The 19,215-nt window shown below is 34.3% G+C and carries 14 protein-coding genes; 3 read left to right on the top strand and 11 right to left on the bottom strand.

Features of this window, described 5'->3' with window-relative positions; translation table 11 throughout:
* Nucleotides 1-8: 8 nt before the first annotated feature.
* From OGZ34_RS09175 to OGZ34_RS09150, 6 genes are all read right to left on the bottom strand, one after another.
* Entirely contained in the window at nt 9-3,098 is a 3,090-nt protein-coding gene (locus OGZ34_RS09175; protein ID WP_263362824.1) for a SusC/RagA family TonB-linked outer membrane protein, read from the bottom strand.
* Between the two features lie 311 nt (nt 3,099-3,409).
* A complete protein-coding gene (locus tag OGZ34_RS09170; protein WP_173966061.1) occupies nt 3,410-4,420 on the bottom strand; it encodes a LacI family DNA-binding transcriptional regulator in 1,011 nt (336 codons plus the stop codon).
* A gap of 298 nt (nt 4,421-4,718) precedes the next feature.
* Nucleotides 4,719-5,687 carry a type I phosphomannose isomerase catalytic subunit gene (locus tag OGZ34_RS09165; RefSeq protein WP_263362823.1) on the bottom strand — a complete coding sequence of 323 codons (969 nt, stop codon included), beginning with the start codon at nt 5,685-5,687 and terminating at the stop codon, nt 4,719-4,721.
* Nucleotides 5,688-5,959: 272 nt separating this feature from the next.
* Nucleotides 5,960-8,062: a glycoside hydrolase family 97 protein gene (locus tag OGZ34_RS09160; RefSeq protein WP_263362822.1), complete on the bottom strand. Its 2,103-nt coding sequence runs from the start codon at nt 8,060-8,062 to the stop codon at nt 5,960-5,962.
* A 177-nt stretch (nt 8,063-8,239) separates the two neighbouring features.
* Nucleotides 8,240-8,545: a hypothetical protein gene (locus OGZ34_RS09155; protein WP_263362821.1), complete on the bottom strand. Its 306-nt coding sequence runs from the start codon at nt 8,543-8,545 to the stop codon at nt 8,240-8,242.
* A 237-nt stretch (nt 8,546-8,782) separates the two neighbouring features.
* On the bottom strand, nt 8,783-9,496 hold the full coding sequence (locus OGZ34_RS09150; protein WP_263362820.1) for a leucine-rich repeat domain-containing protein: 714 nt from the start codon (nt 9,494-9,496) through the stop codon (nt 8,783-8,785).
* 179 nt (nt 9,497-9,675) lie between these two features.
* Between OGZ34_RS09150 and OGZ34_RS09145 the strand changes: the two genes are divergently transcribed.
* Together OGZ34_RS09145 and OGZ34_RS09140 are read left to right on the top strand one after the other, a co-directional pair.
* Nucleotides 9,676-10,164, top strand: a complete 489-nt coding sequence (locus tag OGZ34_RS09145; protein WP_173968418.1) for a DUF1761 domain-containing protein — start codon at nt 9,676-9,678, stop codon at nt 10,162-10,164.
* Between the two features lie 116 nt (nt 10,165-10,280).
* Entirely contained in the window at nt 10,281-11,426 is a 1,146-nt protein-coding gene (locus tag OGZ34_RS09140; RefSeq protein WP_263362819.1) for a GNAT family N-acetyltransferase, read from the top strand.
* Between the two features lie 40 nt (nt 11,427-11,466).
* On the opposite strand, the gene OGZ34_RS09135 is transcribed toward OGZ34_RS09140, so the two are convergent.
* The 3 genes from OGZ34_RS09135 to OGZ34_RS09125 all read right to left on the bottom strand — a co-directional run bounded on the left by OGZ34_RS09135 (nt 11,467) and on the right by OGZ34_RS09125 (nt 14,822).
* Nucleotides 11,467-12,858, bottom strand: a complete 1,392-nt coding sequence (locus tag OGZ34_RS09135; protein ID WP_263362818.1) for a hypothetical protein — start codon at nt 12,856-12,858, stop codon at nt 11,467-11,469.
* Nucleotides 12,859-12,876: 18 nt separating this feature from the next.
* Entirely contained in the window at nt 12,877-13,782 is a 906-nt protein-coding gene (locus tag OGZ34_RS09130; RefSeq protein ID WP_263362817.1) for a hypothetical protein, read from the bottom strand.
* Between the two features lie 170 nt (nt 13,783-13,952).
* Nucleotides 13,953-14,822 carry a diacylglycerol/lipid kinase family protein gene (locus OGZ34_RS09125; RefSeq protein ID WP_263362816.1) on the bottom strand — a complete coding sequence of 290 codons (870 nt, stop codon included), beginning with the start codon at nt 14,820-14,822 and terminating at the stop codon, nt 13,953-13,955.
* A gap of 62 nt (nt 14,823-14,884) precedes the next feature.
* On the opposite strand from OGZ34_RS09125, the gene OGZ34_RS09120 reads away from it, so the two are divergent.
* On the top strand, nt 14,885-15,847 hold the full coding sequence (locus tag OGZ34_RS09120; RefSeq protein ID WP_173967717.1) for an App1 family protein: 963 nt from the start codon (nt 14,885-14,887) through the stop codon (nt 15,845-15,847).
* A gap of 197 nt (nt 15,848-16,044) precedes the next feature.
* On the opposite strand, the gene OGZ34_RS09115 is transcribed toward OGZ34_RS09120, so the two are convergent.
* Both OGZ34_RS09115 and OGZ34_RS09110 read right to left on the bottom strand, forming a co-directional pair.
* Nucleotides 16,045-17,958 carry an ABC-F family ATP-binding cassette domain-containing protein gene (locus OGZ34_RS09115; protein WP_173967716.1) on the bottom strand — a complete coding sequence of 638 codons (1,914 nt, stop codon included), beginning with the start codon at nt 17,956-17,958 and terminating at the stop codon, nt 16,045-16,047.
* 242 nt (nt 17,959-18,200) lie between these two features.
* On the bottom strand, nt 18,201-19,199 hold the full coding sequence (locus OGZ34_RS09110; RefSeq protein ID WP_173967715.1) for a TerC/Alx family metal homeostasis membrane protein: 999 nt from the start codon (nt 19,197-19,199) through the stop codon (nt 18,201-18,203).
* Between the last annotated feature and the right edge of the window lie 16 nt (nt 19,200-19,215).

Raw genomic sequence — 19,215 nt, 5'->3', positions numbered from 1 at the left:
TTTGATTATTAAAATTTCACATTAAGCGTTACTCCATAGTTTCTGGTCAAAGGCATAGAAGCTCTTTCCATACCTTGCGCATTACTATTAGAATAGTTGGATTCCGGGTCAATGTTTGGAACTTTGTCGTAAATCGTCCATAAATTATGTGCTGAAAACGCTAAGCTGATCGCTTGGAATGGGGTTTTTGACAAATATGTTTTTGGAAAATTATAGCTAAATGAAATGGCTCTTAGTTTCACAAAATCGGCATCGTACACAAAATTTGAAGTTACATCGCTATAGCTTCTCCAATAATCATAAGCAGAAACAGTTGTGTTTACTGCATTTCCGTTAACATCTGTTCCTTTTACTGCAACTCCACCTTCACGGCCAGAAACTGTTTCTTCCGTTAATCCGTAGCGGGTTCCTAACTGGTTGGTCGCAGAATAAATCTCTCCTCCAAATTTAGCATCCACAAAAACGGAAAGTGTAAAGTTTTTGTACTGGAAGTCATTTGAAAGTCCCATTGAAGTTGGTGCAACACCTTGTCCTGCAATAATCAGGTTTCCTCTCAGGAATTTACCATTAGTGTCGATTACTATATTTCCGTTAGCATCTCTTAAATAGTCATATGCTTTGATTACTCCGAAAGGCTGTCCTTTTTCTAACACCACAGAAGCTCTTCCGTCTCTGTTTCCTTCCAATGATTTGGTTGTAATCTTGTCTGAAAGATTAAGAACCTCACTATTGTTATAAGCAAAATTATATCCTACACTCCAGGAGAAGCTTGGTGTTTTAACTGCTTTTACATTGATGGCAAATTCAACCCCTTTGTTCAGGATCTCTCCTACATTAATCTTAGTTGTTCTGTAACCTGAAGACTGAGAAATATCAGCATCCGTAATATCATTTGTCGTTTTTTTGCTGTAGAAAGTCAAATCTGTACTTACTCTGTTATTGAAGAAGGTATTTTCAAAACCAAACTCGATTGTAGTTACGTTATAAGGCTTTAAAAATTTGTTCGGAACTGTTTCTCCTTTAACACCCAAAATTGGTTGTCCCAAAGCATCGGTTTGTCCATCTGGTGCAGTATAATTCAAAGATAAGGCATAAGCTTCCTGCAATCCACCTCCTACGTTACCCCAACCTGCTCTTAACTTTCCATAAGACATCCATTTTGGTAAATCGATTATTTCAGAGTAAATAAAACTTGAACTTACAGATGGGTAAAACGTGCTGTTGCTGGATGGATCTAAAGTAGAGAACCAGTCTTCACGACCTGTTAAACTAAGATATAAGAAATCTTTGTATCCTAAATCGGCTGAATAGAAAAGAGAGTTTACTTCGGTTTCACCAAATAATTTCTCTGTTTGAGCCGGTTGTGTATTTCCATAGAAATATTGGAACGGAACAATAAAGTTATTCCCTTTCATTTTTATTCCGCTAAACCTGTTGTGTTGACGGTTAGCTCCAATGAAAGCATCTAATGACAAGTTTTTAGCGATATCGCCTTTATATCCTAAATAAGCCGAAGCATTGTATTCTGAACGGTTTTCGATTCTGTTCTCGTAAGATCCTCCAGGATTATAGTTAATTCCTGTTGGTTCAATCTCCGTATACTCATAATTAATATCATCTACTCCAATAACACCTTTTGCGTAAATTTTGTCGGTGATGTTGTAATTTACCTTTGCAGAACCAATAAAACGTTTTCTAAGATCATCATTTAAAGGAGATTGTGTTGCATAATAAGGGTTTGTATGATAAACATTTGCTCCAAAATAATCTGCCTCTCCGCCATTTGCATCAAAACCGTTACTAATCCATCTGATATCGGTACCCGGTGTCAGGAAAGTGGTTGGGAAAGAAGGGTTTCTTGGCGAATCATTTAAATAAGGTCTATTGTGATTTTTCTCTGTGATATACTGAGCGTTAGTCTCGATGCTTATTTTTTTATTTACTGCTGAATTTAAACTTAAAGCAATGTTATTTCTACCAAAGTTTGTTCCCGGCAAAATAGATTCGTCTTTGGTGTTTCCGAAAGACAATCTGAAATTAGTAGTTTCGCTTCCTCCCGAAATTGCTAAAGTATTACTGGAAGAAAATCCGGTTCTGTAGAAATTTTCAACGTTATTTTTTCCGTAAGCCTGATAAGGTCTGGTCGTTCCGTCAATACCAAGAGAAGGTGTTCCATCGTATTTGTCTCCCCACGCAAAATAGTAAGAATCTCTAAGTTCCTGTAGGTTATTAAATCTTGTAGCCACCCCGTTTACCGGTGCTCCCGCTCCGTATTTATCTTGCCAGCTTAATAAACTTGCAGGCGTGTTAAATGTAGCGTTAGTACTAAAATCTACTCCTATTCCTGTTCCTGTTTTTCCTTTTTTAGTCGTAATTAAGATTACACCGTTTGATCCTCTGTATCCGTAAAGAGCAGAAGCCGCACTACCTTTTAATACCGACATAGACGCGATATCATCAGGATTGAAAGACGACATACCGTCTCCTTTATCGGCACCTCCCCACATTCCTGCGTTTCCTTGCTGGCTGTTATCAATAGGAATACCATCAACAACATACAACGGCTGGTTCAATCCTGAAGCCGAAGTTGCTCCACGAATTACTACACGGCTGGATCCTCCCGGTCCTGTAACTGGCGCAGAAACGTTAACTCCGGCAATTTTTCCCTGAAGAGCATTTCCTAAGTTAATTTCCTTATTTTTTGTCAGTTCATCGCCTTTCAATTCTCCAACTGCATAACCTAAACTTTTCTTTTGTTTTTTAACTCCAAATGACGTTACTACAACATCTTTTAATTCCTGAGTATTTTCTACTAATACCACTGAAATTTTGTTTTGGTTTTGCTGCAATACTATCGACTGCGGTGTAAAACCTATAGAAGATACATTTAAAGTAACCGGTCCTTCAGGAACATTCATTTTAAATCGGCCTTCCGCATCAGTAATTGCACTAAACGGTTTTCCCTGAACCTCAATCGATGCAGCAACAATTCCCTTGTTCTCTGCATCAGCCACTATGCCTGTTATCAATCGGTTTTGCGCCACAGCTCCTAAGCTGCTTAACAACACCATTCCTAACACTGCCAATATTCGTTTCATAAGCATTTTTTTTTGGTTATTTGTTTGTTTTGATTTTTGTGATTGTTTTAAATTTGATTGTTTTAAATAATTAATAAAAATTTTGAACTCCTTTTTAATTAGGATACTTATAAGGTTTGCACCTTATAAATATCCCGGCCTTATTTATAGTCATGTTTATAAGCACTCTTTTAAGAAATCGATATCGTAAACTGATCAGAAACATAACTCATTTCCAATTTAATTGATCTAAAATTTACTAAAACGATTTAGTAAAACGGTTAAAAAAAAACGAACCGTTTCTTTTCTTTTTTATTTTTTTTCTCAAAATTTTAAACCGATTCTCTAACAATCAATTTTCCTTTTTTAAGACTTTTTTCTATTTCAAATTTTTCCATATCAGTCATCTGACTCATTAACAACTGGATGGATTTCACAGCGATATCTTCTATGGGCTGTGCAATAACAGTTATAGTCGGTGTATGCAATTTAAAACTGTCGTGGTCGTCAAAACTAATAACCGAAATGTCTTCCGGAATCTTAACTCCCATTCTTCTAAAAGCCTGAAGTCCTGCAAGTCCCATGTAATTTGCTAAAAACAAAACGGCATCAATCTCAGGGTTTTTCTCAAAAAAACCAATTATTCCGGCGATTCTTGTTTCTTCATTCGTATGGTAATCCATGTGGAGAACAAGTGACGGGTTGTACATTTCTGCTTCCTTCAAAGCATCTCTGTATCCATCCTCACGAAGCTTCATCTGAATCATCTCGGATGTATTATTTACCACCGCAATATTTTTGCGTCCTTTACTGATCAGAAATTTTGCAGCCGAATTGGAGGCTTCATAATTGTCCATCACCACATGACTCACTCTTTGTCCCGGAAAATACCTGTCGATTAATACTACCGGTTTTTTTAACTTTAAAAGAAGGTCAATACTATTTTCTAAATTCTGCGTTGGCGTCACAATAAAGCCGTCTACATTTGCCTGCAACAAACTATGTATTAATTCTTCAGAACGTCCGTCATCTCCTCCTGTACTGCAATAAAAAACTCTGTAATCAATGCTCTTAGCTTCATCTTCTATAACTCTGGCAAGATCTGCAAAGAACTGATTCGAGATATCTTCGACTATAAGTCCAATAGATCTGGTTTTCCCGGTTCTAAGGCTGGTCGCAATCATACTTGGCCTGTAATTGAGCTTTTCGGCCACTTCCTGTACCTTTTTGATTACCGCCGGACTAATGCCCATTTTCTCCCCTTTACCGTTGATGACAAAAGATACAGTAGATATGGATACCTGAGCCTCTGTAGCAATATCCTTAATAGTAATCTTTTTCATCAAATAAGCTAATTTTTTATTAAGCAGTTATTAATTATATCACAAATATATATAAAAAGAGTTACTAAAACGATTTTGTAAATATTTTTTTTATACAAATCATTATTTTAAAGTTAATTAAACATATAATCATCAGTATTTACAGGTATTTTCTCCATTAATCATTTTTTCTACTTCCTGAAAATCGCTATTGTTTTAATATGAATTCTCTTCAATTCTCTATTTTTCAAAACGATAAAGTCTTGATGAGTCTATTTAAAAACCTGTAACGTGACAAAAATATTTCTCTTGACTTTCTTTACGAGATGTATACTTCTAAAATTGAAGCTTTCCCTTTTATGGCGTAACTGTGCATTCCTGCCGGAATCAGAACGGTATCACCTTGTTTGTACTGATAATTTACATTTTCATAGCGAATTTCAAAATTGCCTTCGGTACACATATAAACGGTAAAACTTGTTCCTTTTTTACTTATTTCCAATGTTCCGTCAAGCGGAAGAAAGTTGGTGGTAAAATAAGGGCAATCTACCATCACATTTGATCTGTTTACGGCAGTTTCATATTTTTTTTGCGTATTGACTTTCTTATAATTGATCGCATCCAATGCCAGATCAACATGTAATTCTCTTTTATTCCCCTGAGCATCTGTGCGGTCAAAATCATACAAACGGTACGTTATGTCTGATGTCTGTTGAATTTCCGCCACAACCAGTCCTGCACCTATCGCGTGAACAGTTCCCGTTTCCAAAAAGAAAACATCACCGGCTTTGGCTTTTACATCATCCAGAATCGAAACTAGTGTTTTATTGTTAAGATTCTCCAGATATTCTTCTTTGCTTGAATCTTCTTTAAAACCAACAATAATTCTTGCATCGACATCCGCCTGCATCACATACCACATTTCGGTTTTACCAAAAGAATTATGACGTTCTTTGGCCAATTGATCATTCGGATGCACTTGTATTGACAAATCTTCTCTTGCGTCCAGGTATTTAAACAACAAAGGAAACTGATTTCCAAATCGTTCGTAAACTGCTGTTCCTAAAATTTTATTTGGTGATTGGTCAATTAGATCGGTTAACGATTGCCCTTTTAATGCTCCGTTAGCAACAATGCTTACATCTCCTTCTACGGTAGACAACTCCCAGCTTTCTCCTGTAATTTTTGATGTGATGGGTTTATTCAGAATTGTTTTTAGTTTTTCACCTCCCCAGATTCTTTCTTTTAGGATAGGTTCAAATTGTAAAGGATAAATTTTCATGCTCATTTTTTATGTCATTGAGAGGAACGGATTGGTCTCGTCCTCTGGTTATTTATTATTTTTTTTTGCCACGGATTGGAAGTTTTTTTTATTCTATGCCTAAATTTTTTCTCTCGCAGATTAGGCAGATAATGCAGATTTTTTTTTAGCTGTTTTTTAAATCAGTTAATCCGCGTTTTCGCTTTAGCGAATCTGTGGAATCCGAGTACCACTTTTCACTTCTTACTTCTTACTTCTTACTTCTTACTTCTTACTTCTTACTTCTTACTTCTTACTTCTTACTTAATAGAAATAGCAACTCCACCACTGGAAGCCAGTTTTTGCTTTAGTTTCGTTTTACTGTTTACTGTCACTTTACGAATGTTATAAGATTGCGGATTGGTTTTATAATCTGCCGTTTTTCCGTCCTCATAAATCGTTGCACTATAGGATTTACCAGCAGGCAAAAAGCTAAAATCAATCAAAGCGGTGCGCGGATTTTCATCTGTGATTCCGCCTACAAACCATTCTTCTTTTCCTTTGGTTTTTCTGGCTATTGTTATATAATCGCCCGGTTCTGCTTCGAGAATGTAACTTTCATCCCAGTCTAATGCGACCTCTTTTATAAACTGAAAAGCATCCTTGAAACGCATATAGTTTTCAGGTAAGTCGGCCGCCATCTGTAACGGACTGTACATGGTCACATAAAGAGCCAGCTGCTTTGTTAATGTGGTACTCAGTTTGTTTTTCTTTGATCCGTATACCGATAAATCTCCCTGGAAAATTCCCGGTGTATAATCCATCGGACCTCCCATAAGTCGTGTAAACGGCAAGATTGTAGTATGGTCCGGGTGAATTCCTTCCATAGCCTCAAACTCAGTTCCGCGGGCTGATTCCTGGGCAAACCAGTTGGGATAGGTACGATGCAATCCGGTCGGGCGAACTGCTTCATGGGAATCTACCATGATTTTATGCTTTGCTGCCTCTTTTGCTACATAGGTATAATGGTTGACCATTTGCTGTCCGTCATGATGTTCTCCTCTGGGAATAATTGGCCCTACATAACCCGTCTTTACAGCATTGTACTTATTATCAACCATGAAACTTAGGGCATCATGCAATTGTCGTTCGTATTCTGCAGTTGAAGAAGTCGTTTCATGATGCATGATGATTTTCACTCCTTTTTGGTTCGCATATAAACTCAAATCTTTTACATCAAAATCGGGATACGCTTTGGTAAAACTATAAATACGCTCTTTTTTAAAAGCGGTATTATCTTCCCATCCTTCATTCCAACCTTCTACCAGGACGGCATCAAAACCATTTGTAGCAGCAAAATCTATATAATCTTTTACGTGTTTTGTATTGGCCCCATGTGTTGCATTGGGTTTCAATTTAGAAAAATCAGTCGTACCAATCACCACATCCTGATCATCCGAATACGCCCAGGTAGATCCTCCTCCGGTAAAATATTCCCACCAAACTCCAATGTATTTTACTGGTTTAATCCATGAGGTATCATCAAATGCACATGGCTCATTCAGATTTAAAATCATTTTTGAAGCCAGAATATTTCGCGCATCATCACTCACCACAATCGTTCTCCAGGGCGTAAAACTTCCGGTTTGAAGATATCCTTTATTCCCTACAGCGTCTGGAACCAAATGTGAACTCAGCGAATAAGCCTTATCATCAACATTAAGACACATTGCCGGATAATTTTTTAAAGCTGCTTCATGAATATTAATATAAAGTCCGTCATTAGTCTTCATCATCAAAGGCGTTTGCGTAGCCAGATTTTTAATCGTTGTTTGTGCTGCCATCGAAACGTGAGCAGCATTGTACATCAAAGATTGCATCTCCGAAATTTTTGAAGTGGTATAACTGTACTCGTTTGTATCATAATCCCCCGGAATCCAAAAAAGCTTATGATCTCCCGTTAAATTAAACTCGGTAGTTTCTTCCTGAATCACAAAATGACGCAGATTATCCTGTACCGGAAACTCATATCGAAATCCCAAACCATCATTGAAGAGACGGAAATAAATGGATATCTTTCGTTTGCTCTTTTCCTGTATCAAATCAGCTTTCAATTCATTGTACTGATTTCTAATTTCTTTCTGCTCTCCTAGTACTGGTTTCCAAGAACTGTCTTCTGATTGTTTTTTTGTTCCTGCAATCTGAAAACCTTTATTCATTTTGATATCCGACTTTAAAATAAAACCCAATCTGCTTTCTTTTATGACTTCTTTTTTCTTATAGGCTAGAGCATAAATCGGAGCACCCTCTGTATTTAAATTGAATGTCAATATCAAGTTCCCATCAGGAGACTTCAGTTCCTGAGCATTGATCCATGCATTCGAAACAATAATAAAAAAGCAGGTTAAAAGAATTTTCTTCATAAACAAAAGGGTTCTGAGTGTTGCTAAATCGATTTAGCAAACATAATAAAATTTATGAAACAGAAATACCCAAAAGAAAAAAATATAAAAACTTTAATTCAAAAGCCGCATTTTAAAACAAAAAAAACTGCCCTAAAGACAGTCTTTCTAAATATTTTGCGATAAACAAACTTCGGCCTAAGCCATAAACAAAGCATATTTATTATAATTGTATAAAACCTGATCATAAGGAACTAAAAGCGGCGCTACTTTTTCTGACGAAGGCTGAAATATAATACCATTGTGCTTTCTGAACAAATAGATCTCTTTTAAACAATTGGACAAGCTCTGATGAATTCCCGTTGTAAAAGTTGGCAATTGTTTGTCCCCAACCAATAAATCAATCTGGTAATTCGAACTACTTTTAGATAAATTGTTTCCTATGATTCTTATTGTAAATGTTGTCGCTTTTCCGTGTTGTTCTCCCTGATACTGTACTACCATAATTTTATTATTAAAGAGGTTAGATTATCTTATTGTACTCTGATTTTTTTTCTTCTGCAAATTGAAGAATTAAAGTTATGAAAAAAAAACAATGGACTAAAAAAAATGTTATTTTTTCTATCGGTAAAAGGTAAATTTCAGGCGTAAAAAAGCCGTAACGAATTACGGCTTTTAAACAATTAACTAAATATATTTAATCAACTTTTTAACGAGTGTAAAATTCATTCATAAGCACGATTAATTTCGGGTAACCATTGTAGTTTCTTTTTTAGTGGCGATTTCTAATAAAAAAGGATTCCCCTCTTCATCAAACATCGTCATATTTAGAGCGTCCAACAAAATCAGATTTTTCGAAACGCCTCCTTTAAATTTATTATACGAAAGATTCAATTCAGACAAATGATGTAATTTTTCCAATTCATTTGGAATTTCTCCTTCAAAATTATTATCAAACAAACTCAGGTTTTGCAAAGCGCTAAAGTTGACCACATCTTTGCTTAAACTGCCTGTCAGCTTGTTCTGATTTAAAAGTAAAACTTTTAAAGTCGTTATGGTATAAATTGAGCCCGGTAACTGTCCCTGAATTTCATTGTTGAATAATGCCAGAGTCTCTAATTGGTTCAATTTTCCTATCTCTAAAGGAAGCTCTCCCTGAATTTTATTATCGTGCAAATCGATCGTGACTAAATTAACCAGTGCAAACAATTCAACAGGCAGATTTCCCTGTAAATTATTAGCAGCTAAATGGAGCCCGACAACTTTACCATTCTCGACAATCACCCCATGCCAGGTTGCCACTGATAGTGACAAATCCCACTTTACTTTCCACTCCGAACCCTTTGTCGCATCATACAATTTGATAAGCGCTTCTTTCTCTTTATCTGAAACCGTATCAGCAAAAATATTCAGAGAAAAAATAAAAGCTAAAAAAAATGTGGCTAAGCTTTTCATCACAAAATTGGGGTTTTATTGATGGTATAAAATTATACATTTCACAGTTATAAAGCACATAATGTCGATAAACTGTTGATAAATATTAATTTAATCCTAATTTTACTACTTTACTTAAAAATCTATTTTTTGTAATTTTTTGTTTAAATTTGAACAACTAATCCTAAAAACCTCATATTATGGAATTTAACCCTATTGCATTGTTTTTATCCGCAATCGTAACACTGGTCGTTGGCTTTATCTGGTACAACCCAAAAGTGTTTGGAACGATCTGGATGAGAGAAAATAATCTCACAGAAGAAGATCTCCGAACAGGAAATATGCTCAAAATATTCGGTCTTACGTATCTTTTCTCCTTAATGATTACCGTAATTCTAATGTCACTAACCATTCACCAAACCGGTGCTTTAGGAATGGTAGGCGGACCTCCTTTGGTTGCCAGTGCAAAACCTTCTTATGCTGCTTTTCTGAATGATTACGGACTGGCATACCGTACGTTTAAACATGGTGCCCTTCACGGATTCATGTCGGCGTTGTTTTTTGCCTTTCCAGTGATTGGAATCAATGGTTTATTTGAGAGAAAATCATGGAAATACATCTTTATCCATGCTGGTTTCTGGGCTGTTTCACTTACTCTTATGGGTGGAATCATCTGTGCATTTGCCTAAAAAACAACATACAAACCCGTTTGAAATTAAAACTCAGACGGGTTTTCTTAATAATAACTTAAAGCAATTGAGTTCTTATAAATATTATCTAATTTTGAAGAAATTAGCTCACTCTTTTGACTACAACCTATTCTTTCGAAATATACAACAGCACATCACTACTGCCCTCAGAATGGAATTCTCTGGCTGTAGATAATATTTTTCTAACCAAAGAATATCTTGAAGTACTGGAAAACTCCTGTCCGGTAAATATGATATGTCATTTTATCGGAATTTTCAACGACAACAAACTGGCAGGAATTGTTTTAACTCAGTTTTTGTTTGCCGAAAAATTAGACTCATTTGGCGAACGCGATCAATGTTTAAAAACTTCTGTACGCAATTTTGCTTTTAAAAATTTTGCTTCACATGTATTATTTGTCGGAAACAATATGCTCACAGGGCAAAATGCGTTTGTATTTACTTCAGATATAAAATTATCAATAGCCTTTAAAACATTACACAAAGCTATTAATCAGCTCAAAAAAAACCTGAAAGAAAATGGAAAAAAGGTTCACATTACAAGCATAAAAGATTTTACCGCAACCGAAATTATACCTTTACAGACCGAATTTAAAAACAATTACACCTTTTCGACCCAACCCAATATGATTTTTGAGATCCCCAAAGAATGGACCTCTGAACAAAATTATATTGATGCGCTGTCAAAAAAATATCGCGATCAATACAAACGGGCCCGAAAAAAAGCGGACGGAATTGAAAAACGAAAAATGTCTTTAGCCGACATCCAGAAATATGAAGATGTGATCTACGATTTATATTTCCATGTGGCGAAGAATGCTCCTTTTAATACCTTTTTCTTAGCCCGAAATCACTTCAGCTTTTTTAAAGAGATTATGAAAGATAATTTTTTGTTTTATGGTTACTTTTTAGAAGAAAAGCTAATTGGATTCAATACTCTGATTCGAAATGGAAATGCAATGGATACTTATTTTTTAGGTTATGACGAAACGATCCAACGCGAAAAAATGCTGTACCTCAACATGCTTTATGACATGATTGCTTATTCTATCAATCACGGTTTCAAAACCATTGTATTTGCCAGAACAGCCCTCGAAATTAAAAGTTCTGTTGGAGCAAAGCCTGTTAAAATGTACGGATTAATTACACACAGCAATACTTTAATCAATCATAACATAGCGAAATTATTCAATTATCTGGAACCTAAAACTGATTGGCAGGAAAGGAATCCGTTTAAATAATTAAATTTATCATTGTGCCAAAATAGATATGCTTACTTTTTCATAAATCATCAAACAAAATTCCTTTTTTATTCATCCAGCCTCCGGTATGATTCTTTTTTTTATATCTTAGATAGCTATAACTAAAAAAATCAATAGTAGTAAAACGCATGGTATTTACCTTAAAATCTTTATCATAAAAATCCATTTGATTGTTTTTCTTTAAAATTACAAAACCATTTAATAAATAAATTTTATCGTATTTTATAGGTACTATTTCCTTCAAAGTGATAGTATCGTTTTGTTGTTTAAATGTGTAAAGTCCTTCCTTTTTATTTTTTATTAATATCACTCGATCATCAAAACCACCATTCACAGAATACTCCATAGTCTTTCCTCGGCTTATAAAAAGCAGGGAATCAAATTTTATTTTAGAGTCAATAAAAATATTTTTAGGCGGCGATGTGTAACCACTAGTAATTTCTGCATCAATAATTTCTCTAATTCTGTTCCGTTTTATACTTAATATATGTCTTGTAACAGTTCCACAGCCAAAAAATTGGTCATTGTAAAATGTAGGGGTAAAAAGACGAGTGTCAATTTTTTTAATTTTGTTTTCTGTCAAAATCTCTATATTCCTGGATCCTTGATAAATGTCACGATAGGTAAAAGTGCTGTCTAATACAAAATCAGAATTGTAGAATTTTACAGCCTTATCATCGATCGTAACAAAATGTTTGTTATTGTAATACTTTAATGGCAAGTCATCCAAAATCTTTTGATTGCCTTTAAAAACCGCATAATTGTTGTCTTTTTTTATTTTAAGAGTATGTTTTCCAATTTCAAAATATCCTGTTTCCATATTAACAGCATTTTTATCCTTTATAGAAAACTCAAGACCATAAGTATTATACTCACTTTGCAAATCCAGAAAACTTGTTTTTATCTCGTTATCTTTTTTATAAATCAAACCTAGATAGGGACACCAATAAATAATTTTATTATTGGCCATGACCATCTTATGTATTTCACCTTCTTTTTGACTTTCTAACTCCCAAACATTTTTCTTTCTTATTACTCTACTAACCAAAACACTATCATTTTTCAAGAAATAAAATTGTTTCAAATGAGGCTGATCTACAAAGTAAACTTTCCCTCTAAACTCTTTTAACAAATCAAAATCACTATCCAATTCAGAAAGTTTTATCGCATCCATACTGCCATAATATTCTTTGCCTATAGCATCCACTTTTTCTGTAGCATAAATACTGAAGATATTACTATGAAAAAAATTGCCACGACTTTGAGTAAACCCTTTTTTTTCAATTTTATAAAAATAAAGCGTGCTGCTGTTAACTTGGCAATAATCGTAGTTTGTGATGTCCGTAACTTTCTTTTGTGCCTTCATGATTGTCACAAAAACAAATAGAATTAAGAGAAGTTTATTTTTCATTAATAGTACTATTATTGGCTAATCTTCTTGTTCAGCATTTTGAATTAAAGCTTGCATAATTACTATTCTTTCCTCAAGAGTTGTTTCATTAGTTAATTTTTCTTTTTGCTTTCCCATTACACTATTATCCATATAGCCTGTATTTGTAGCCCTTTCATATGCCTCAGTAAAATCATAGGGACTAAAATACGCGTCGTCTTCATTTTTACTTAGTATGACCTTCATTTTATTAATATAAAATTGTCTTACTTCTTTGGGGAATTTTTTTGAAATCAGTTCATAATAGCTTTCATTTCCCTTCAAAAAATTATCTTTCGCCAAGATTAATTGTTTCTCGGTTAAGACTAAAGTATCTGATTTTAAAACTTTTACTTGTCTATAATAATTTATAAAGTCATACCTAGGCAAATCATCATACTTCAAATAATAGTCAATACTTTTTCCATAACGTTCTTCTGGCGATTTTAAATTTTCAATTTCTTTTACGTCTTTTATTTTCTCAATTATACTTTTCCAGTCAGAATCACTTTTCGAAAGATTCGCCAATAGTGTCAGTTTCTTTTTTTCTTTTTTAAAGAATAGAATACAATAATATTTTCTGTTAGCATCCAAGATCTCTCCCAAACCGCAGGATCCTCCATTCATCATATCGCTATCATAATAATCATTTTCACCTTGAGGGCAAAAAATTTCTTTATCTATAAATTTAATATTAGAGTCATTTTTTATGATTTCCTCATAATTATTAACCTTAATATATCCGGCTTTAAAATGGTCATTAATATACTTATTTCCGTAATCAAAATCTGAATATTCAACAAAAAGGATTAAATCACTATTCATTGTCAAATTTCTCAAATCAAAACTTTGAGAATGTATTACACTTTGAATCAGAATAAAAATTGTAAAAAATATTTTTTTCATTATTAATAAATATATGACGGGGTTATTACAAAAAACTAAATTACTTTTTTACATTTAAAAACTTACTTTTTTTAGTTAAGATTTTACCCTCTTTGCTAACCTTTGTATAAATTCCAAGCCTAAGCTGTTTTTTATACCTTTATTCTTTCTTTTAAATCAAAACTTCACTTTTAAGGAATTGCAATTTTCATCTGCTTGTGCAAAATGTGAATTTCCAAATCCGTTTGTGCGCCGCAATACTCCCCATCAATCTGAAAGTTTACCGGATAATCTGTTTTTATTGTTGCTTTATCTGTCGAAATAATTACAATATCATCAGAATCAATTGGCATGTTTCCAGTAATAATTTTTCCAATCAATAATAAATCGAGGCTTTTTAAAATGACCAATTCAAACTTTCCGTCGTTCATTGCGCCATTTGGATTAATAATTACGCCTGTTCCGTATTTTTGAGAATTGGCAATTACAATCATTCGCGCCGTATGTTCAACCGTTTCATTATTAGCCGAAATAGTAGCCACAAAAGGTTCTTCGGATTCTTTTAATGCCGAATATGCTTGTAATGCATAACCCCAAAAACCACGTAAATTACTTTCTTCGTAATTCTTTACCAAGTTTGCATTGACTCCAATATCGCTCAAATGGATACTTTTTTTACCGTTAATACAAATCATATCCATTTCGATATAATGATGCAGAAAAGCTATTTTCAGATTCTCCTCGATGGTGTCCGGCAGATTCAAATCTACTGACAATCCGTTAGCCGAACCAGCGGGTAAAATACCAATAATGATATCAAATTGCTCCATAGCTTCGGCCACCATTTTTATGGTTCCGTCACCCCCAGCCACCACAATGCGTTCGGGTTGATACTGATTATAAAGTGCCTGTACCTTTTTTTGATCGTTCTTACCAGTAGTTTCATAAACTTCCAAATCAAAATGATGAGTGGTTGCAAACTCCTGTACATCAGCTATTAAATCGGATTTATCCAGATCTCCCGAAATCGGGTTTACGACAAATAGAATATTCTTTTTCAAAGTTTTATTTTTAAAATCAATTAAAATAATTAATTTACATCATCTATAAATATACATAATTAATGAAACCAATTTTACAATTATATCGCGGTTACGCCAATGAAGAAGAATTAATTGTAATGGGACATGTTTTCAGAAGAACGTATGAATATGATTTTCAGAAGAAAAATTTCAAAAATGCTACTTCAATTATCAATCAGTTCAGGATAAAAACTATTAAAAATTTTGATATTTATCTAAAATGCGGCAATCAGGAGATTCACACCAAAACATTGGACGACGGCTATTTTAAGTTTTGTATTCCGCTGGAAAAAGAAACTCATTTTGGGTGGATTGAATACGAAGTCAGTATCAAACATAAAACAGAAACCATAACCGAAAAGGGCAGTTTCATTCGGCCTCACAAAGGTAAATTAGGCATTATCTCCGATATTGATGATACTTTTCTGATCTCGCATACCGGAAATTTCTTTCGAAAAATATATGTTCTCTTATTTAAAAATGTGAATGACCGCAAGGTTTTTAAAGATGTGGTACCACATTATCAGGCTTTGAGTTCAGCCGGAAGAAATAATAAAGAAGAAGAAAATGCTTTTTTTTATGTATCCAGCAGCGAATGGAATTTATATCGTTTTATTGTCAAATTCACCAAAATACACCATCTGCCAAGGGCCGTAATTCTATTGAAAGACATCAAAAGAGGAGTCCCCGATTTCTTCATGAGCGGACGTGGAAATCATGACCATAAATTTGATAAAATAAAACACGTTTTAGAATTCTACCCCAATCTTAAATATGTTTTATTAGGAGATGATTCACAGCACGATCCCATTTTGTATGAGCGAATCTGTAAAATATTTCCCGTAACCGTAAAGGCGGTTTACATTCGACAAACTGGGAAACACAAAAAAGAAGCCACCAAAACAATTATGAAGAACCTCGAAAATTTAGAGGTTTCCGTTTGTTACTATAAAGACAGCAGTGAGGCCATTATGCACTCTAAATCTATCGGTCTTATTTCGTAAAATGTAAGATGTAATTTGTGAAATGTGATTTGTGAAATGCATGGAGTACATATAGTGTGTTTTCTGTTTTTTTGTAAGGGATAGCAAACTTTAGACATAAAAAAAACTTTGCCAAAGTTCAACCTTTGACAAAGTTATATATTCGTTTCAAAACTGAAAACTAAGACTGAATACTGAGAACTGCGACTGAAAACTAATTAAGCATTAAAATTATCAATCTCTTCCTGAACGATTTCCCAGTCCAGCAACAATTGGTCTAAATCTTTTTTCTTTTTGTTGTATGCAGTAAAAAACGAAGCATCTTCGATATGTTTGTCGTAATTAGAAGCCAGCATTTTATCATCGTGCTGAATGTCCTTCTCCAATTGTTTAATTTGACTCTCTACTTTACTCAATCGGTTTTGAAGTGCTTTTCCTTTTTTCTGATCTTCGTATGACGTTTTATTGCTTTCTTTTGGAGCAGCAGCTTTCGCCACATCCTTTTTCTCAACCTCACGCATGTTTTCTAAATTGCGTTGCTCTAAGAAGTAGTTGATATCTCCTAAATATTCTTTTATTTTTTGATCTTTGAATTCGTAAACGATGTTCGACATTCCCTGAAGGAAATCTCTATCGTGAGAAACCAATAATAGTGTTCCTCCAAATTTTTGAAGTGCTGCTTTTAAAACGTTCTTCGATTTAATATCCAGGTGATTCGTAGGCTCATCCATCAACAACACATTGATAGGCTGCAACAACAATTTACAAAGTGCCAAACGGTTACGTTCACCTCCTGAAAGTACCTTTACTTTTTTCTCAACATCGTCTCCGCGGAATAAAAAGGATCCCAACATATCACGAACTTTCATACGGTTTGTGTCTGTAGCAGCATCTTCCATAGTTTGAAGCAACGTAATTTCTCCATCTAAATATTCAGCCTGATTTTGAGCAAAATATCCTAACTGAACATTATGTCCTAATTTGATGTTCCCCTGGTACTCAAATTCGTCTACAAGAGCTTTAATGAAAGTCGATTTTCCTTGTCCGTTTTGTCCCACAAAGGCAATTTTACTTCCTCTTTCTACCAATAAACTAATATCTTTCAGAATCGTTTTCTCTCCGTAAGCTTTGGTAACATTCTCAGCTTCGATTACTACTTTTCCCGGTTCTTTTGAAACTGGAAACGAAATATTCATTACCGAATTATCATCCTCATCTACTTCAATTCTTTCTACTTTATCTAACTTTTTAATTAACGATTGCGCCATTGAAGCTTTGGAAGCTTTTGCACGGAACTTTTCGATTAATTTTTCAGTTTCTTCAATTTTCTTTGCCTGATTCTTTTGAGTTGCCAATTGCTTTTCACGAATTTCATGACGCAATTCTAAATACTGAGAATACGGCTTATTAAAGTCATACGCTTTTCCTAATGAGATTTCGATGGTACGGTTGGTCACATTATCCAAAAACATTTTATCGTGCGATACGATTACCACAACTCCCGGATAGTTACGCAGGAAACTCTCTAACCAAATAATACTCTCGATATCCAAGTGGTTGGTTGGCTCATCCAGAAGCAATACATCATTGGATTGCAATAGCAGTTTGGCCAACTCGATACGCATTCTCCAACCTCCCGAAAATGTTTCGGTTTGGTTATTGAAAACTTCTCTTTTGAAACCTAATCCTAAAAGAATTTTCTCTGTATCTCCTACATAGTTGTAACCTCCAAGAAGGTCAAAACGATGGGTATAATCAGATAAATCCTCGATGATCTGGCCATATTCTTCACTTTCATAATCGGTTCTGGTAACCAATTGATGATTGATTTCTTCTAGTTTTTTCTCTACAACTTTAATTTCTGTAAAGGCTTCATACGCTTCTTCCAACACAGTTCTTCCGCGTTCAAAATCAATATCCTGACGCAAAAAACCCATTCGGATATCTTTCTCCTGGGAAATAACCCCGGAATCAGGAGCAAAATCTCTTGCTAACATTTTAAGCATTGTAGATTTACCTGCTCCGTTTTTACCAACAAGACCTACACGGTCGCCAGCACCTAAACGAAAAGTAACTTCTTCAAATAAATATGTTCCTCCAAAAGAAACCGAAAGATTGTGTATATTAAGCATAATGTGTAACTATTGTTGCAAGCAGTAAAGGTTTTAAGTACCTTATTTACTTTACTTTTTGAAAGTGCAAAAGTATGACAATTAATTTAAGTTTCGACTGTCGATTTAAAAACAAATCGTACTGGTTTATTTCGCGATAAAAACTCTTTTTTAGCCTTTAACCTCTTTTGTTTGAATAATAAAAAAAACGGATAAAAGTCTAAAAGACTTTTATCCGTTTAATAAAACATTTACCGTGTTCCTTATGCCTCTTTTGGCTCCGGTAACATTACTGATGCAATTACCGAAATTGCCAGAATCCCTCCAATTACAAGTAATGAATACAAAGATTCAATATGATAAAATGGAGAAATAATCATTTTCACTCCAATAAACGAAAGAATTATAGCCAAACCATATTGCAATTTACTGAACAAGTGAATAAAGTTATCCAATAAAAAGAATAAGGCTCTAAGTCCCAAAATTGCAAAAATGTTAGACGTATAAAGAATAAACGGATCACTAGAAATGGCAAAAATTGCCGGTATAGAATCGACTGCGAACAATAAATCGGTAAACTCAATTACAGCAACTACTACTAAAAGTGGGGTTGCCAGTTTTTTTCCGTTTTCGAATGTAAAGAATTTATCTCCATCATATTTATCGCTAACGCTGAAAAACTTTCTGATTAATCTTGCTCCTCTGGTATTGTTATAATCTTCTTCATCGTCATCATCGCCAGCAGACCATGATTTGATTCCTGCATAAACCAAAAACAATCCGAAAGCTGTCATGATTAAATTGATATCGTACTTGAAACCTGCTACTCCAACCAAACTTAAAAGCTTGTTTAAATACGTAAGTTCAATTAAGAAAGCTCCCGAAAAGATAAAGATAGCTCTCAAAACCAATGCTCCGATAATACCCCAAAATAAAACTTTGTGTTTGTTTTGGTTGGCTACGTCAAAAAACTTGAATACTAATATAAATACAAAAAGGTTATCTACTGAAAGTGCTTTTTCAATCCAGTAAGCCGACTGAAATTCGTAAAATTTCGCCGATCCTGCAAAGTAATAAACCAAACCACTAAAAATCATCGCTAAACTAATCCATACTAATGACCAGGTTACTGCTTCTTTATTACTTACTTCATGGCTTTTTTTGTTGAAAATTCCTAAATCCAACAATAGCATGATGACTACTGCAATCGCGAAAACGATTATTAATCCCGGATGTTCTGAAAAAATAGGGTGCTGATTCATTTTGAATATTAATTAA

The sequence above is a fragment of the Flavobacterium collinsii genome, assembly GCF_946903285.1.
Classification (GTDB): Bacteria; Bacteroidota; Bacteroidia; order Flavobacteriales; family Flavobacteriaceae; genus Flavobacterium; species Flavobacterium collinsii.
The sequence above is the reverse complement of the archived record's forward strand: the minus strand, read 5'-3'. Positions and strand labels throughout refer to the sequence as shown.

Bases quoted from the DNA above. Each gene is read 5' to 3' on its own strand.
- OGZ34_RS09175 (WP_263362824.1), bottom strand. From the start codon at position 3,098: ATGAAACGAATATTGGCAGTGTTAGGAATGGTGTTGTTAAGCAGCTTA.
- OGZ34_RS09170 (WP_173966061.1), bottom strand. From the start codon at position 4,420: ATGAAAAAGATTACTATTAAGGATATTGCTACAGAGGCTCAGGTATCC.
- OGZ34_RS09165 (WP_263362823.1), bottom strand. From the start codon at position 5,687: ATGAGCATGAAAATTTATCCTTTACAATTTGAACCTATCCTAAAAGAA.
- OGZ34_RS09160 (WP_263362822.1), bottom strand. From the start codon at position 8,062: ATGAAGAAAATTCTTTTAACCTGCTTTTTTATTATTGTTTCGAATGCA.
- OGZ34_RS09155 (WP_263362821.1), bottom strand. From the start codon at position 8,545: ATGGTAGTACAGTATCAGGGAGAACAACACGGAAAAGCGACAACATTT.
- OGZ34_RS09150 (WP_263362820.1), bottom strand. From the start codon at position 9,496: ATGAAAAGCTTAGCCACATTTTTTTTAGCTTTTATTTTTTCTCTGAAT.
- OGZ34_RS09145 (WP_173968418.1), top strand. From the start codon at position 9,676: ATGGAATTTAACCCTATTGCATTGTTTTTATCCGCAATCGTAACACTG.
- OGZ34_RS09135 (WP_263362818.1), bottom strand. From the start codon at position 12,858: ATGAAAAATAAACTTCTCTTAATTCTATTTGTTTTTGTGACAATCATG.
- OGZ34_RS09130 (WP_263362817.1), bottom strand. From the start codon at position 13,782: ATGAAAAAAATATTTTTTACAATTTTTATTCTGATTCAAAGTGTAATA.
- OGZ34_RS09120 (WP_173967717.1), top strand. From the start codon at position 14,885: ATGAAACCAATTTTACAATTATATCGCGGTTACGCCAATGAAGAAGAA.
- OGZ34_RS09115 (WP_173967716.1), bottom strand. From the start codon at position 17,958: ATGCTTAATATACACAATCTTTCGGTTTCTTTTGGAGGAACATATTTA.
- OGZ34_RS09110 (WP_173967715.1), bottom strand. From the start codon at position 19,199: ATGAATCAGCACCCTATTTTTTCAGAACATCCGGGATTAATAATCGTT.